General features: G+C 66.8%; 13 protein-coding genes. 3 read left to right on the forward strand and 10 right to left on the reverse strand.

Annotated features, from left to right (window positions below; translation table 11 throughout):
* Positions 1–113: 113 nt before the first annotated feature.
* Positions 114–773, forward strand: coding sequence for a queuosine precursor transporter (locus D2V04_RS12460; RefSeq protein ID WP_119513994.1), 660 nt, complete (start codon positions 114–116; stop codon positions 771–773).
* Here D2V04_RS12460 and D2V04_RS12465 read toward each other — a convergent pair.
* Entirely contained in the window at positions 770–1,030 is a 261-nt protein-coding gene (locus D2V04_RS12465) for a hypothetical protein (RefSeq protein WP_119513995.1), read from the reverse strand. The genes D2V04_RS12460 and D2V04_RS12465 overlap by 4 nt on opposite strands.
* Before the next feature lie 50 nt (positions 1,031–1,080).
* Entirely contained in the window at positions 1,081–1,545 is a 465-nt protein-coding gene (locus D2V04_RS12470) for an Lrp/AsnC family transcriptional regulator (protein ID WP_119513996.1), read from the reverse strand.
* 128 nt (positions 1,546–1,673) lie between these two features.
* Between D2V04_RS12470 and D2V04_RS12475 the strand changes: the two genes are divergently transcribed.
* Positions 1,674–2,726, forward strand: coding sequence for a Glu/Leu/Phe/Val family dehydrogenase (locus D2V04_RS12475; RefSeq protein ID WP_119513997.1), 1,053 nt, complete (start codon positions 1,674–1,676; stop codon positions 2,724–2,726).
* Between the two features lie 13 nt (positions 2,727–2,739).
* Complete coding sequence (locus D2V04_RS12480; protein ID WP_147391820.1) at positions 2,740–2,985, forward strand: hypothetical protein; 246 nt, start codon at positions 2,740–2,742, stop codon at positions 2,983–2,985.
* Here the strand turns inward: D2V04_RS12480 and D2V04_RS12485 are convergent.
* The 8 genes from D2V04_RS12485 to D2V04_RS12520 all read right to left on the reverse strand — a co-directional run bounded on the left by D2V04_RS12485 (position 2,982) and on the right by D2V04_RS12520 (position 14,469).
* Positions 2,982–4,172, reverse strand: a complete 1,191-nt coding sequence (locus D2V04_RS12485; protein ID WP_119513999.1) for a dipeptidase — start codon at positions 4,170–4,172, stop codon at positions 2,982–2,984. The genes D2V04_RS12480 and D2V04_RS12485 overlap by 4 nt on opposite strands.
* Complete coding sequence (locus D2V04_RS12490; protein ID WP_119514000.1) at positions 4,169–5,746, reverse strand: serine hydrolase; 1,578 nt, start codon at positions 5,744–5,746, stop codon at positions 4,169–4,171. Before D2V04_RS12490 ends, D2V04_RS12485 begins: the two co-directional genes overlap by 4 nt.
* Entirely contained in the window at positions 5,743–6,882 is a 1,140-nt protein-coding gene (locus tag D2V04_RS12495) for a YkvI family membrane protein (protein WP_119514001.1), read from the reverse strand. Before D2V04_RS12495 ends, D2V04_RS12490 begins: the two co-directional genes overlap by 4 nt.
* The gene (locus D2V04_RS12500; RefSeq protein ID WP_119514002.1) at positions 6,879–7,919 is read right to left on the reverse strand and encodes a DUF1611 domain-containing protein; all 1,041 of its coding nucleotides are present in this window, start codon (positions 7,917–7,919) and stop codon (positions 6,879–6,881) included. The genes D2V04_RS12495 and D2V04_RS12500 overlap by 4 nt, the downstream gene beginning before the upstream one ends.
* Positions 7,920–7,938: 19 nt before the next feature.
* On the reverse strand, positions 7,939–10,251 hold the full coding sequence (locus tag D2V04_RS12505; protein ID WP_119514003.1) for a TonB-dependent receptor: 2,313 nt from the start codon (positions 10,249–10,251) through the stop codon (positions 7,939–7,941).
* Positions 10,252–10,255: 4 nt separating this feature from the next.
* Complete coding sequence (locus D2V04_RS12510; RefSeq protein WP_119514004.1) at positions 10,256–11,398, reverse strand: dipeptidase; 1,143 nt, start codon at positions 11,396–11,398, stop codon at positions 10,256–10,258.
* 84 nt (positions 11,399–11,482) lie between these two features.
* Complete coding sequence (locus tag D2V04_RS12515) at positions 11,483–12,490, reverse strand: dipeptide epimerase (RefSeq protein ID WP_119514005.1); 1,008 nt, start codon at positions 12,488–12,490, stop codon at positions 11,483–11,485.
* The gene (locus D2V04_RS12520) at positions 12,490–14,469 is read right to left on the reverse strand and encodes a serine hydrolase domain-containing protein (RefSeq protein WP_119514006.1); all 1,980 of its coding nucleotides are present in this window, start codon (positions 14,467–14,469) and stop codon (positions 12,490–12,492) included. Before D2V04_RS12520 ends, D2V04_RS12515 begins: the two co-directional genes overlap by 1 nt.
* Between the last annotated feature and the right edge of the window lie 40 nt (positions 14,470–14,509).

Raw genomic sequence — 14,509 nt, forward strand, 5'->3', positions numbered from 1 at the left:
TGTTCGGCGAGATATCTCAAGCCGCTCTCTTGCCTGCCCGGCATCCACAGTCAAACGGGCAGCGCCGCTTAGCCACGCTTCCCTTTTCGCGCGCGAGCCAATAGGCGGTGGCCATGAACGACGCATCCGCCGCGAATCCCATCCCCCGATCGCTGTTCGTCTTCGCGCTGGTCTATGGCGGGATGACGGTTCTGGCGGGCTTTCTCGCGGTCAAGCAGGTCATGCTGTGGCCGACCTCGCTCGCGGTGGAATCGGGCATCTTCGCGTTCCTGGTCCTGGTCGTGCTGTCGAGCGCGACCGCACAGGTGCACGGAGCGCCGGCAGCCAACCGGCTGGTGGTCTGGGGCTTCCTGCCGCTCGCCATGTCGATCGTGCTGATCCTGGTGGTCCTGCGCCTGCCCGCCGATCCGGCGATGTGGCCCGAAGGACTTGAGGCGTTCCAGCTCATCCACGCGACCACCCCGCGCATCATGGCTGCCGGGCCGGTCGCCTATCTTGTCTCCCTGCTGCTCAACGTGTGGATCTTCTCCAGGCTGCGAGGAGAAGGCGAGGCGAACGGCGGCGTCGGCCTGATGGTGCGCGGCGCGGTGGCTTCGGCGCTCAGTCAGGCGATCGATTCGGTGATCTTCATCACGCTCGCGTTCGGCGGAGAACGCGCGATCGGGCCGCTCATCGCGGGTCAGGCTTTGGCGAAGATCGTGCTGTCGCTCGTCCTCGTACCGTTCCTGATCGCGATCGCGGTGAAGATCGCGCGGCGGCTCGACCGGGCCTAGGGTTTTCCGGCGGCGTCCAGCAGGTCCATGAAGTTGCGGGCGGCCTCGCGCTCCTCCTCGCTTTCGAAGACCTCGTCCAGATCGGGCGCCGCGCCCAGCATGTAGAGCAGCGTCCACAGCGCGAAACGCTTGCCCGGTTCGGTCTCGAGCCCGAGATCGACCTGGCACCGCTCGATCCCCGCAGCGAGAGCGGGCCCGGGCACTGCATCGATATCGTTGGTGGCGAAATAGCGGCGGAGCAGGTCGTCGAGGTCCATCGGCGGGCCCTAGCGCAGATTGCCCGCTGCGACCATGCGCCGCCGGCAGCTCAATCCAGCGGCAGCTCGGTCGTGGCCTTGATCTCGGACAGGGCGACGGTGGAATTGATCTCCTGAACGCCGGGCAGCTTGCTGAGCTGATCGAAGAAGAAGCGTTCGTAGGCGTCGATGTCCTTCGCCACGATCCGCAGCATGAAATCCATCGTCCCCATCAGAACATAGGCGTCGAGAACTTCGGGAAAGCCGCGGATCGTCTCGCTGAACTCGTCGAGATTCGCGCGCCCGTGCGCGTTGAGCTTCACCTGAGCGAAGACGTGGGCGTTGAGGCCGACCTTGCGCCGGTCGACGATCGCCACACGCTTGCGGATGTAGCCCTCGCGTTCGAGCCGGTCGATGCGGCGCCAGCAGGGCGAGGCGGACAGGCCGACCCGTTCGGCGATCTGCGCCGTCGTCTGATTCGCGTCACGCTGCAATTCGCGGAGAATCTTCTTCTCGTATCGATCGAGTCCGGTCATCTGTTTCGCATAGCGCCTCGCTGCAGGTAAAACTATCCCTTAAAGGAGACGCATCGCCGCCAAAGCGACGAAGTTTCTCCGGCCGACCGGTGCGATGATCCGCGCAAGCTCGTGAAGGAGAGACTTGCATGGTTGCCCGCCCCGCCCGCCTGACCCCGCCGTTGCAGTGCGTGCCGCTGCGCGACCCCGAGAGCGATCTCGAAGGCGTGATCGTCATCCACTCGACCGCGCTGGGGCCCGGCGCCGGGGGATGCCGTTTCTGGAGCTACCCGGACATGGACGGCGCGCGGGCCGATGCCATGCGGCTGGCCGAAGGAATGAGCTACAAGAACGCGCTCGCCGGCCTGCCTCTCGGCGGCGCAAAGGCGGTGCTGCGCAGGCCCGCAGGGGAATTCGACCGGGCGCGGCTGTTCCGCGCTTTCGGCCGCGCGGTCGAGGAACTCGGCGGACGCTATGTCACGGCCGAAGATGTCGGCACCTCGGTCGCCGATATGCAGGAAGTCGCAAGGGCCACGCGCCACGTCGCGGGCCTGCCGCCCACCGAAGGGCGTGCGGGTGGAGACCCCTCGCCATGGACGGCGCGGGGCGTATTCGACTCGATGCAAGCCGCGGCCGCCTTTGCGCTCGGTAGCGAGCTGCGCGGTCTGACAGTCGCGGTGCAGGGAACCGGCAATGTCGGGGCGGATCTCTGCCGCCATCTCGCCGAAGCGGGTGCACGCCTGGTGATTGCCGACCCCAATCCCGCACAGCGCGAAGAGCTACGCGCCACGCTCGGCGCAAAGGTCGTCGGGGTGGACGAGATCGCCGAAGTCGAGGCCGACGTGTTCGCGCCCTGCGCCCTGGGAGGCGTGCTGACCCGCGAGAACGTCGGCAAGCTCAGGGCCCGCTTGGTCTGCGGTGCCGCGAACAACCAGCTCGCCAGCCCTGAGGTCGGCGCCATGCTGCTCGACCGCGGGATCGCCTACGTGCCCGACTACGTCGCGAATGCGGGCGGGATCATCAGCGTGTCCGCCGAGTACCTCGGCGAAACCGAAACCGACGTCGCGCAGCGTGTCGCCACCATCGCACCGCGCGTCGCCGCGATCCTCGAACGCGCAGCGCGCGAAGGCCGCTCACCCGCCGCCGTGGCCGACGAAATGGCTGAAGAGGTCATTGCGCGGGCACAGCGAGCGGCGGCCTGAGGCGCGTTTCGGCATGCACCGGTTCCGTATCGACGCGATTGCCGATCCGCAGTCGCTGCCGCGCGTGGCCGGTGCGTTCGCGCAGCGGGGGATCGTTCCCGATGCTCTCTCGGCGCGCTTCGACGGCGAGACCGTGCGGATCGAAGTGACGATCTCAGGGCTGGACGCCCGGCAAGCGGCCGTCATTGCGGCGAAGCTGGGCGCAACCGTGGCGGCGATCGCGGTGCGGCTGGAGGCGGTGGAGGAGGCGTTCGCCTAGGACCGAGGTTCCCCGCCTTGCGCGGCAAGGATGCGCAGCACGTTGCCGCTCCACATCTTCTCGATATCGGCATCGGAATAGCCCGCGGCTTCGAGCCGCTCGGTCACCTTGGGCAGCGCCGAGATATCCTCGATCCCTTCAAGGCCGCCACCACCGTCCCAGTCGGCGCCGAAGCAGATATGATCCACCCCGCCGACCTCGATCGCGCGCAGGACCATGGCCATGTAATCCTCGAAATCGGCGGCCCACATCGGCTCGGTCTTGTCGAGCTCGCGCCACTTGCGGGTCAGCTCGGCCTGTTCCTCGGGCGTCATCCCGCCGATCTGCTCGTACTGCCCGAACAACTCGGCGCGCGCCGGAGACATGTTCATCTCCGACATGAAGATGGTCGAGATGCACATCGCACCGTCCTTGGCAGCGAGCTTGCGCAGCCGCTCCTCGTCGAGATTGCGCGGGTGATCGTAGGCCGAGCGCAGGCTCGAATGGGAAAGAATGATCGGGTATTTCGACAGCTCGAGAAGCTGATCGAACGTGGCATCGGAGGAATGGCTGGCATCGATGACCATGCCGAGCCGGTTCATCTCCGCCACCCACTTCTTGCCGAGCGGGCTGAGGCCATTCCAGCGCGCTTCTCCGGTCGCGGAGTCCGCGAACTGGTTGGTCGCCGAATGCACCGGCCCCGCCATGCGCACGCCCTTGTCGTAGAACTCCTGCAGCAAGGAGAGATCTTCCCCCAGCGGGTAGCTGTTCTCGATCGACTTGAACGCGATCAGCTTGCCCTCTTCGTTCAGTCGCCGGGCATCGGCAGCGGTCAGCGCCGGAGCGATCGCACCGCTGTTCTTCGCGATCGTGCGGTCAATCAGATCGGACCGCTCGCGAGCGAAGGCCAGCGCATCGGCATAACCCTGCGGCGTGAGCGGTCCCTGCTCCGTGTAGATGACGAAGAACCCGCCATCGAGCGCGCCGTCCTTCATCCGCGGAATGTCGAGTTGGACGAGGTCGCCCGCCAGTTCGTGCGGGTCGGCGAAGCTCCAGCCCTCGCGCTCGAAATGCAGCGGCGTGTCGAGATGGGTGTCGAGGACCAGCATGTCCGCGTGAACCGACGCGGGCTCGGTCGCTTCCGGGTCCCCTCCGGCCGAGCAGGACGCGAGCGCCGTGGCGGCGAGCAGCAGAGCGGTCTTCTTCATTTCTTGTCCTCCACGGGCTTCAGATCGAGATCCTGATAGTCCCAGCTGAAGTCGGCGATAACGCTCACTGGCTTCATCGTCACGCCGGTCACCTTGCCGTCGGCGTCGAGTGCGAAAGTGACATAGGCCGGTTCGATCGCCGGATCGTCGAATTCGGTGACGAAGCTGTCGTACTGCCAGTGCTTAAGGCGCCCGGCCATGTCCGGCGTGGTGGTGAAGTCGATTGTCAGCCCCTGAGGCGTCGTGCCGACCATCACGTCCCCGTACCAGGCATCACGATACCGGCCGGCATAACGCGCGAGATCGAGCGAGGGGCCGACGTCCACCGGCGAGGCTTTCGCCTGCTCGAGGTATTCCTTGCCGCCCTGCAACCGCGCTTCGAACCAGTCCTGCCACTTCGTCGTCCAGTCGAAATCCGGCTGATCGAGATAGTGGTCGAGCAGGTCGTAGGTCAGGCCGAGGATCATCCCGCTGTCCTCGCTGTTCATCATGATCGCGAAGCCGACGTTGCGGTCGGGGATCATCACCACGCGGGTGATCGAACCGAACACGCCGCCGCTGTGCTGGACGATGCGATGGCCGCGGTAGTCCTGCACCTGCCAGCCGAGCGCATAGGCCTGCTGGGTCGGCTGCGCGGGTTTGAGGCTGTCGGGCAGCTCGGTGATCTGCATAGGCGTCACCGGGCTCCACATCTCCCGCGCCTGCTTCTCGCTGAACAGCCGCCCGCCGCCCGGCAGCGCCCCGTGCGCGAGCTGGATCTTGAGCCAGGTCGCCATGTCCTCGGCACTGAGCGCCAGTCCGCCGGCGGGTGCGGCACTGCGGCCGAGCTCGTCGCGCTCGTCGAGCACCTGCTGCGGCCCGAGTCCGCGCAGAGCACCCGAGAGGCGCGCGTGCGGCCACGAGCGGTTGGGCGTGCGGAACCGGTCCGCGCTGTCGCTGGTCGCGTTCTTCATCCCGCCCGCGCGCAGCACGCGGTCGCGCATGAAGACTTCCCAGGTCTGCCCGGTGACTTCCTCGATCAACTGCCCGGCCACGGCATAGAGGATGTTGTCGTAGGCGTAGGCGGAGCGGAAGCTCGTCTTCGGTTCGAGGAAAGCCACGCGCTCGACCGTCTCGCGGCGGGTGAGGCTGCTGCGCGGAACGAACAGCAGGTCCCCCTGCCCCAGCCCCAGGCCGCTGCGATGGACGAGCAGGTCGCGGATGGTGATCTCGCGCGTGACCCACGGGTCGTACATGCGGAACCAGGGCATGTGTTTGATGACCGGATCGTCCCACGCGATCTTGCCCTCGTCGACCAGGATCGCGAGCGCGGCGGCGGTCATCGCCTTGCCGGTGGAGCCGGTCTGGAACAGCGTTTCGGCATCGACCCGAGCGCGCTCGCCGAGCTTGCGCTCGCCCCAGCCGCGCGCGAGCGTGGTCTCCCCGTCCTCGACGATCGCAATCGAAACGCCGACGGCGCCGATCTCCTGCCGAAGCGCCTCGACGCTTTCGCCGATGTCCGCCGGCGGTTCGGCCAGCGCCGGCGGGGCGAAGAGCAGCAGGAACGAGAGGGCAAGCAGGCGGACGTGGTTCATGACGATACCTCCGGTCGGGGTTCGCGGCCTCCGCGCAGGAGGCGATAGGTGCCGATGCCGAGCAGCGGCACGACGAACACGGCGAGAAACAGCCAGGCGAGGAAGCGGTAGCCGCTGGCGATCAGGTCCACGAGGCCCACGCGGGCTGCGATGAACATGCACCCGGCAAGGATCGCGGCGCCGATCAGCGCGCGCAGCGCCGGGCCCGGTGCCGGGCGGCCGCGGGATTCCAGCGCGCCGGCGATACGCTCGTTGATCGCATGGATCGCGCCGACGCCGCTTTCGAGCAGCGCCGCGAAGATCATCAGTTGGAAGAGGACCTGGAAGCCGGGCACGTCCATCTGGCGGAGCAGAAAGTCGGACGGCAGCGTCTCCTCGCCGATCGCGGGGTAGAAGGCCATCATCGCGACGAAGAAGAGGATCGCGGGCAGCATCGTCAGCGGCCCGGCCACGACACCGGCGATCAGCGCGTCGCGGCGGCTGGTCAGGTGGCGCAGCACCGGCAGGATCACCACCGCGCCGACGATGTTGTAGCTGGCATAGGTAAGCCCGCCTGCCATCCAGTTGCCGGCCGGTGCCGGCGCGGCAGCGAAGCCCTGCTCGATCCGGTCGCCGAAGCTCGTCAGGGCGAAGACGATGAACAGCGAGTAGACCGTGTAGATCAGCATCGAGGCGTATTTGAACAGGCGCTCGACCCCGGCGGTCCCGAAGGCGGTCGTCACCAGGATCGCCGCGGCGAGCAGGATCGATCCGGCCAGTTCGGGCCAACCGAACGTCGCCGCCCCGATCGCGCCTGCCGCGGCACCGAACACGGCGAGGATCAGGACCACGAAGATCAGATAGGCAGCCTCGAACAGCACCCAGCCGGGGCCGAGCAGCCCCTTGAAGAAGCTGCGGTAGTCGTAGGCATTCATCGCCCGGGCGAGCGCGAACGTGAGCGCGGCAACCACGCTCCAGATCAGCGTCGCCATCAGCATTCCGGCGAGCCCGCCCCATGGGCCCGCGGGCACGAAATACTCGGCCAGTTCACGCCCGGTGGCGTAACCGCCGCCGATAATCACCGCCTTGAGCGCGAAGCCGGGCAGCAGGAAGCGCTGGAACCAGTTCCCCCCGCCGACCGCTTCGCCCGCGCTCATGCGAGGCAGCTGTCGACGAGTTCGGCGAAGGCGGTGCCCCCGCGGATCGGGTCGGCGACCGGGATATTGAGCCGCTCGCGCTCCGCCGCCATCAGAGCCTCCGCCTCCTGCGCGCCAAAGCTGGAGGTGTTGAGGCTCACGCCGCCGCAGCGGATCGCCGGATTGGTGCGGCCGCCGAGACGGATCGTGAGGTCGACCACTTCCTCGACCGAGGGCAGAGCGAAGTCTTCCAACCCCAGGATCACCTTGCGCGTGGGATCATGGCAGACGACGAACACGTCGGGCTGGCTGCCATGCAGCAGGCCCAGCGAGACCGCCGCATAGGCCGGGTTGAAGATCGAGCCCTGCCCCTCGATCACATCCCAATGATCGGCAGGCGCGTCGGGGCTCAGGATCTCCGCCGCCCCCGCCTCGAAATCGGACACCACCGCATCCATCGGGATCCCGCCGCCGGCGATCATGATGCCGGTCTGGCCCGTGGCGCGGAAATCGGCGTCGAGGCCGCGCTCCACGAACGCGCGGTGCAGGGCGAGCGCGGTGTACTTCTTGCCCAGCGCGCAGTCGGTACCGACGGTCAGCAGCCGCTTGCCGCTGCGCTTGCGCCCGGTACCGACCGGAATGCCGGGCGGCGGACTGCGCACGTCGATCAACCGCCGACCCGTGCGGCGCGCCGCGTCGGCCAAGGCGGGAATGCTGTCGAGCCGGACATGGAGGCCGCTCACGACGTCGAGCCCGGCCTCCATCGCCTCGACCAGGGCCGTGATCCATCGTTCGCCGATCACTCCGCCCTGGTTGGCAACGCCGATCACCAGCGAGCGGGCGCCTGCCTCCCGCGCCTCGGCGGGGGTCATGCGCGGCAGCCCGGTCGATACCGCGCAGCCGTCCACCCCGAACTCGCCGACGCAGCGGTCGGCCGCCCAGTCGGCAAGGCCGAACGCAGTCTTGGCGAAACTCGGTTCCGTCGTATCGCCGAGGAACAGCAGATAGGGTTGCGGCAACACTATGGCGTCGGCCAGCGCGCCGAGGGGGGCGTTCATTCCATTCACTCCGTGCCGCTCAGAAGTCCGCGCCAAGCGTAATGCCTACCGTTCGAGGTCGGATGGGCGATGCCAGCAACGATGTGCCGGGCCGTGCGCCAAACTGGGTGGCGCTCATCACGCCCAGCGTGTTGGTGACGTTCTTTGCATAAAGCGCCACCTCGACGTTGCCGAAGGTGACACCTGCGCGCAGATCGGCGGTCGCATAACCGTCGATTACGAGCCGCCGGCCGAACGTGGTGCGATAGTTGTCATCGAACCCGCCGGGCTGGTCGCTTATGAAGCGAACGCTCCCGCCGAGATAGGCCATTGCCGAGCCACCGACACTCCATTCGTAGTCCGCCGATATATTGGCCGACCATTCCGGAGCATAAGGCAGCCGGTCACCCGCGTAGCCGCCATTGCCGGCCGGGAGGTCTTCATCGAGCTGCGCGTCGTTATAGGCGACATTCGCGACTATATCGAGGCCGCGCGTAGGGCGCAGCGTGGCCGTGACCTCGGCGCCCTTGCTGGTGGCGCTCTCGCCGTTGCCGTCGGCATTCACCGGCCCGATGGCCGTATCGTAGGTCACGAGGACCTGAATGTCGCGCCAGTCGAGGTAGTAGAACGACGCATCGATTCCGAAAGTCCGGTCCGGCGTCTCCGCGCGCACGCCTGCCTCGTAGCTGATCAGGGTGTCCGCGGAGTACTGAGAGGGAAAATCATCCCCCGCGCCCGGCGGGACGACATTGGGCCCACCGGGACGATACCCCTTCGCAACCCGCGCGTAGACCGTCGCATTTTCGCTGAGTTCGAAGCGTGGCGAAATCGACCAGGTGAAGACGTCTTCGGACGATTTTCCGCTGACGACTTCCGGGATCACCGTCGCGCCCGAAAGGAAGAGCAGCGAGCCGTCAAGCACCTGCCGCGTCCGCTGCTTGTTATGGCTGAAGCGGCCGCCTGCGGTGATGTCGAAACGCGGGGAGACATACCAGGTCACGCTCCCGAAACCGGCGTACTCCTTGTAGGTCGAATCCAGTTCTGCGCTCAGGAAGTTGGGGAACGTCACGGCTTCGCCGCCGGGTCCCGCCGGCAACGTCAGTTCGGGATCGATCGCCTGTCCGTCCGCGAGCGTGAACGGGAGGTAGCGCTGAAACAGACGCCCTTTCTCGTGGGTGTAGTAGCCGCCGAGCAGCCATTCGAAGCTGTCGCTGGTCGCCGATTGCAGTCGAACTTCCTGCGTGAACTTTTCCTGCCCCGCGAAGGCCGGGAAGGTGATGCCGAGAGGCCCGCTGTCGGGCGTGCCGTAGATCGCATCGGCCACGCCGGGAAGCTGGTAGGTTGCGTCGTAGACCTCGTGCTGGTCCAGCTCTCCGTAACTGGTCACGGAGGTGAGCGATACCGGCCCCAGATCCCATTCGACGGTGCCGTTGTAGAGCCGGTAGTCGACGTTGTTCTGCTCCGGATAATACTCCGCGCGGGTCAGCCGGCCGTCGGTGGAGGCGCCGGTCGTCGGGTCGATTTCCAGCGGCTCCAGCGTCACCGGATCCGCATCGTAACTCGCCCTGGAGTCCGAGCGGATGTTCTGAGCCAGCGCAGTCAGACGCACGGAGAGTGCATCGGTCGGCTCGAACAGCAGCGAAGCGCGCCCGCCGTAGCTGCGATAGCCGTTGGCGTCTTCGCGCGGAATGCCCACCGTGTCGATGAAGCCGCCGACGTCGCGGTAGTAGCCACTCGCACGCACCGCCAGATTGTTCCCCAGCGGCAGGTTGATCACGCCGTTGGCGTTCCAGCCCATGTCGCCACCCTTCGTGGCTTCCACGCCGGCCCTTACGCGACCTTCCGTGATCCCGAGCTTCGGCGCGACGGTGACGAACTTCACGAGTCCGCCGAGCGAGTTTGCGCCGTAGAGCGTGCCCTGCGGCCCGCGCAGCACCTCCACGCGCTCGATGTCGAAGGTGTCGATGTCGCCCGCGAGAACAGCGCCGTTGCTCTGCCCGGTGCTCGGTCCGAACGGCGTTTCGTCGATATATACCGCCGCCGTGGGGCTTGCGCCGCCGGTGTTGATGCCGCGCAGAATGATCCGGGTCTGGCCGGGGTTCGCCTGCTGCAGGCTGAGGCCGGGAACCAGCGCTGCGTAGTCGCTGAAACTCGTCGCCTGCTGTTGCTCCAGGCTCTCGCCGCCGATGATCGATATCGACTGCGGAATTTCGTCGAGCGTCTGCACCCGCTTCTGCGCGGTGACGACGATTTCGCCTTCGGTCGCGACTGCCGCGTTGTCCTCCTGCGCCTGCGCCGGCAACGCCGCTGCAAAGGCGAGCACACTTCCTGCGATCCAGAGATTCTGCTTCATGGTCTCACCCCCACACTTGCCCGAGCAGCCGGCGGAAGTTGCCGCCCAGCACTGCCCGGATGTTGTCGTTGGAATAGCCGCGGCGGATCAGTTCCTCGGTCAGATCGAAGATCTTGCGAGGGTGATCGAAGCCGTCGATGTCGATCTTGTCGCGAAAGCCGTAGCTTCCCTTGTATCCTGCCTTCAGCGCCTCGTACTCTTCCGGCACCATGTCGTCGTAGCCGTGAAGATCGGCGTCGGAACCGATACCCACGTGCTCGATGCCGACCAGTTTCGCGACGTGATCGATATGATCGACCATGTGGCCCACGTTCGTCGGATCAGTCTCCCGGATGAACATCCGCACCCCGGTGATGCCCATGACGCCGCCCTTGGCCGCGAGCGCCTTGATCGCCTCGTCGGTCTTGACCCGCGGATGATCGACCAGCGCGCGCGCATTGCTGTGCGTGATCGCGATCGGGCCCTTGGCAATGGCGATCGCGTCGAGCGTGGTTTGGTCGCCGCAGTGCGACACGTCGACCAGCATGTTCGCCTCTTCCATCGCGGCGATGATCGCCGCGCCGAAATCGCTAACCCCGCCGTCGACCCGTTCGGTGCTGCCCGACCCGATCCGGTTCTGGCTGTTGTAGGTGAGCTGCGCACACCGCAGGCCGAGGCTGCGGAAGCGCGCGACATCCTCCACCGTCTCGAACTGCTCGGCGTTCTGGATGCCCATGATGACCGCGCACTTGCCCTCGGCCTTGGCCCGGTCGAGATCCTCGACCCGGCCGGCGAGGGTGAAGACGTGATTGTTGCGGCCCACAAAGCCCTGCCACCCGGCAAGATATTCGAGCGCCTGCGCCTGTGCGTCGGGCCCGCCGATGCCGTAGGCGGCATGAAAACCGGTGATGCCGCTGGCACGGAACTCCGCCGCCTCGGCATCGGTCAGCCGGTGCGCAACGTAGGCGGGATTCATCGTGATCTTGAGCGGCGCAAGCATGTCGATGACGAGCGTTTCGGCAACCAGATCGACCGCACGGCGCGAATAGGTCCGCCCCGGCGCGCCGGAGAAGGCGAACGCTCCCGTCGCGATCATCGGGGCCGTCATGGCCGCGCCGACCACCCCTGCTATGACCGCGCGCCGCGTCGCTGGGAATGAACCCGCCATTCCTTCCTCCCTCATCGATATCTCGTTTTCCGCACTATTTGTCCTGATCAGAAAATTGTCAACCCATTCAGGACATATTGCGGACTAATGTCCCCAGACCTCAGGCGGGCAGTGGATCATGCCGTCGCGGTAGCGCACGCCCGGCGTCCGATCGCGGGCCAGGAAAGTCGGTCCGTCGAGATCGACGATGTCGCAAAGCTGGCCGACGAGGTAGGAGGGCGCCATCGACAGGCTGGTGCCCATCATGTTGCCGACCATCACCTCGAGCCCCAGCTTCCGCGCCTGACGCGCGATCGCGAGCCCCTCGGTCAGCCCCCCGCACTTGTCGAGCTTGATGTTCACCACGTCGAAGCGCCCGACCAGCGATGCAGTGTCGGCGAGCGAAAGAGCGCTCTCGTCCGCGGCGAACGGCAGCGGACGCTTCAATCCGTCGATATCAGCCTCGTGCCCGCGTGGGAGCGGCTGTTCGAGGACCGCCACCCGATGCTCGACCAGCACCTCGAGCAGGGCCGGAAGCGTCTCCCGGCGATAGCCCTGGTTGGCATCGACGCCGATCCAGGCATCGGGCCGCGCCCCGCGGATGGCCGCGAGGCGCGCGGCATCGTCCTCGACGTCGCCGGTCAGCTTGACCTTGACCGGCGCCTGCGGATCGATCGCGAGGGAGGCCGCAGTCATCGCTGCGGGCGCGTCCGCACCGAGCGTCAGCGTCGAACGCAGTGGACGCGGCTCGGAGAGACCTGCCAGATCCCACACCGGTCTGCCAGTGCGCTTCGCCTCCAGATCCCAGTACGCGCAATCGAGCGCGTTGCGCGCGCCGCCGGGCGGCAGCAGCTCTTGCAGCTCCTCGCGTGTCGCCCCCGCCTCGATCGCACGCCGCACCTGCTCCGCTTCGGCGAGCATGTGGTCCGCGTCGTCGCCGAGGTAGTAGACCCCCGCCCCCTCGCCCTGCCCGCGATGCTCGCCGTCCGAGATCTCGGCTACGAGCAGCGCGGTCTCGGTGAAGACGTGTCCCGCGATGCGGAACGGCTGATGATAAGGAAAGCGCTCGATCCGAAGATCGAGCGCCAGTTCCCGCTTCACGTGCGTGGCCATCAGTAGACCATCGAGAAGCCATAGAGGTTGAAGGCGAACGTCACCCACACCAGCACCAGGGCCGCCAGCACGAGCAGCACCCCGCCGAGCTTCATCGTCCACCGCCGGCGGTCGCGGAAGCAGAGCCACAGGTGCCACGCGGACGCGGCGAGCAGGCCGACGGTCGCTATCGGCGTCAGGATGCGCAGCAGGATGATCAGCCAGTCGAGCGGGCCGCCGAGGCTGCCGATGTCGCCCGAGAAGGTCACCACCAGCATGACCCAACCGGCCACTGCGAGCAGCACCAGCCAGGCGAAGATGCGCGACAGGCGCCAGGCCTTCCTGGCATCGTTCTCCAGCGCGAACGACGCATCGAAGTGACGGCGTACCAGCGCACGCACCGGCCATGCCAGCGCGGCGAGGAGCACCAGCGCCAGTGCCAGAAGCAGCGCAGGCATCAACCAGGCCGTATTCTCCCCGGCAGACGCCGGTTCGAGGACCATGAAGGGCGAGATCGCATCGGTGCTCACGCGGACCACGCGGCCGTCCTTCACTTCGGCAGCCAGCCGTTCGCCGGTAGCCGTGTCGACCCAGAGGAACGGTTCGACCTCGACCCAGTCGCGCGCGGCTGCGCTGAGCCCGTCGAGCGCCGGCATGGCGATCTTGCCGTCCTCGCCGACGACGATCTGCATCTGGCCGAGCAGACCGAGCACGCTCATGAAATTCGTGAACGAACCGCGGCTCGACACGTAGTGCCCCGCCATCATCGCCGCGTGCTCGCGGGCGGTCTCCGGATCGACCCGCCCGGTCGGGTCCGGGCCCGGCAGATAGCGGTCGGCGAATTCATGGAACAATGCGCTGCGCAGCGCTCCGGCTGCACCTTCCTTGCCCGCGCTGTTGACCGAGACGAACAGCCCGATGTCGGCCTCCGGGAACAACCAGAGATACGAGTGGAACCACTCGGTGTCGCCGCCATGGCCGATCGCGCGGCGGCCGTTGACCCACTGTTCGTAGAAGCCGAGCGCCATCGTGTTGAGCGGCCCCACGCCCGGGGCGCGGTAATCGTGCATCGTCCGTGCCGTCTCGGGCTGGAGCAACGCCCCTCCATCGTTGAGATGCGCCATCATGAACTTGCCCATGGCTGCGCCCGACGCCGACAGGCTGCCGGCCGGCGCGGGAATGACGATCTCGAACGGCTTCGCCTTCTCGGTCACGGTCGAATAGCCGCTCGACATGAACGGCCCCAGCGCTTCCGGAAGCGGCTGGCGGAAGGTCGCGTACCGCATTTCCAGCGGTGCGAAGATGTGCCGCTCTACATAATCATCGAACGGCTCTCCGCTCACCCGCTCGACGATATGTCCGGCCAGCGCGGTCGCGTAATTGGAATAAGCCGGCGTGGTGCCGGGCGCGAAGACCCGCGCAGGCAGCGCTTCGCGCGCGTAATCCTGAAGCGGCATGACCGCGTCCGGATCGCTGCTGATCAGATGGCGGATCGACTCTTCGAAGCCGGCCGTGTGCGTCATGATATGGCGCAGCGTGATGGGCTCGCTCTCATAGGGCGGAATCTCGAATTCGAGATAGGCGTTCACGTCCTCGTCGAGGTCGAGCTTGCCCGCCTCGACTTGTTGCATCACCGCCGTCCAGGTGAACAGTTTGGACACCGAGCCGGGGCGGAACAGGGTGGTTTGTGGATCGACCGGCTTGCGCGAGGCGACATCGGCAAAGCCGTAGCCCTTCTGCAGCACCGGCCCATCGCCGCGCACGACCACGACGACAGCGCCTGCGATCTGCCCGCGATCGAGCGCGAACGGCATGAAACCATCGAGCCAGGCTTCGACGTCGGCCGCATCGAGCTCGGCCCGTTCGGCTTGCGCGGCCGACGCCGGCAGCGCCGGACTCTCCGGCTGCTCCGACGGCTGCTGCGGCACCGGTCCCTGCGCGACCAGCGGCAGCGCCAACAGCGCCGCCAGACCGATCATCAGCTTGCGAATAAAGCGCATCGCTCTTTCCCCTCCCCTACAACTCCGTTCGTGACACCTT

This window comes from Pelagerythrobacter aerophilus, from assembly GCF_003581645.1.
GTDB lineage: Bacteria > Pseudomonadota > Alphaproteobacteria > Sphingomonadales > Sphingomonadaceae > Pelagerythrobacter > Pelagerythrobacter aerophilus.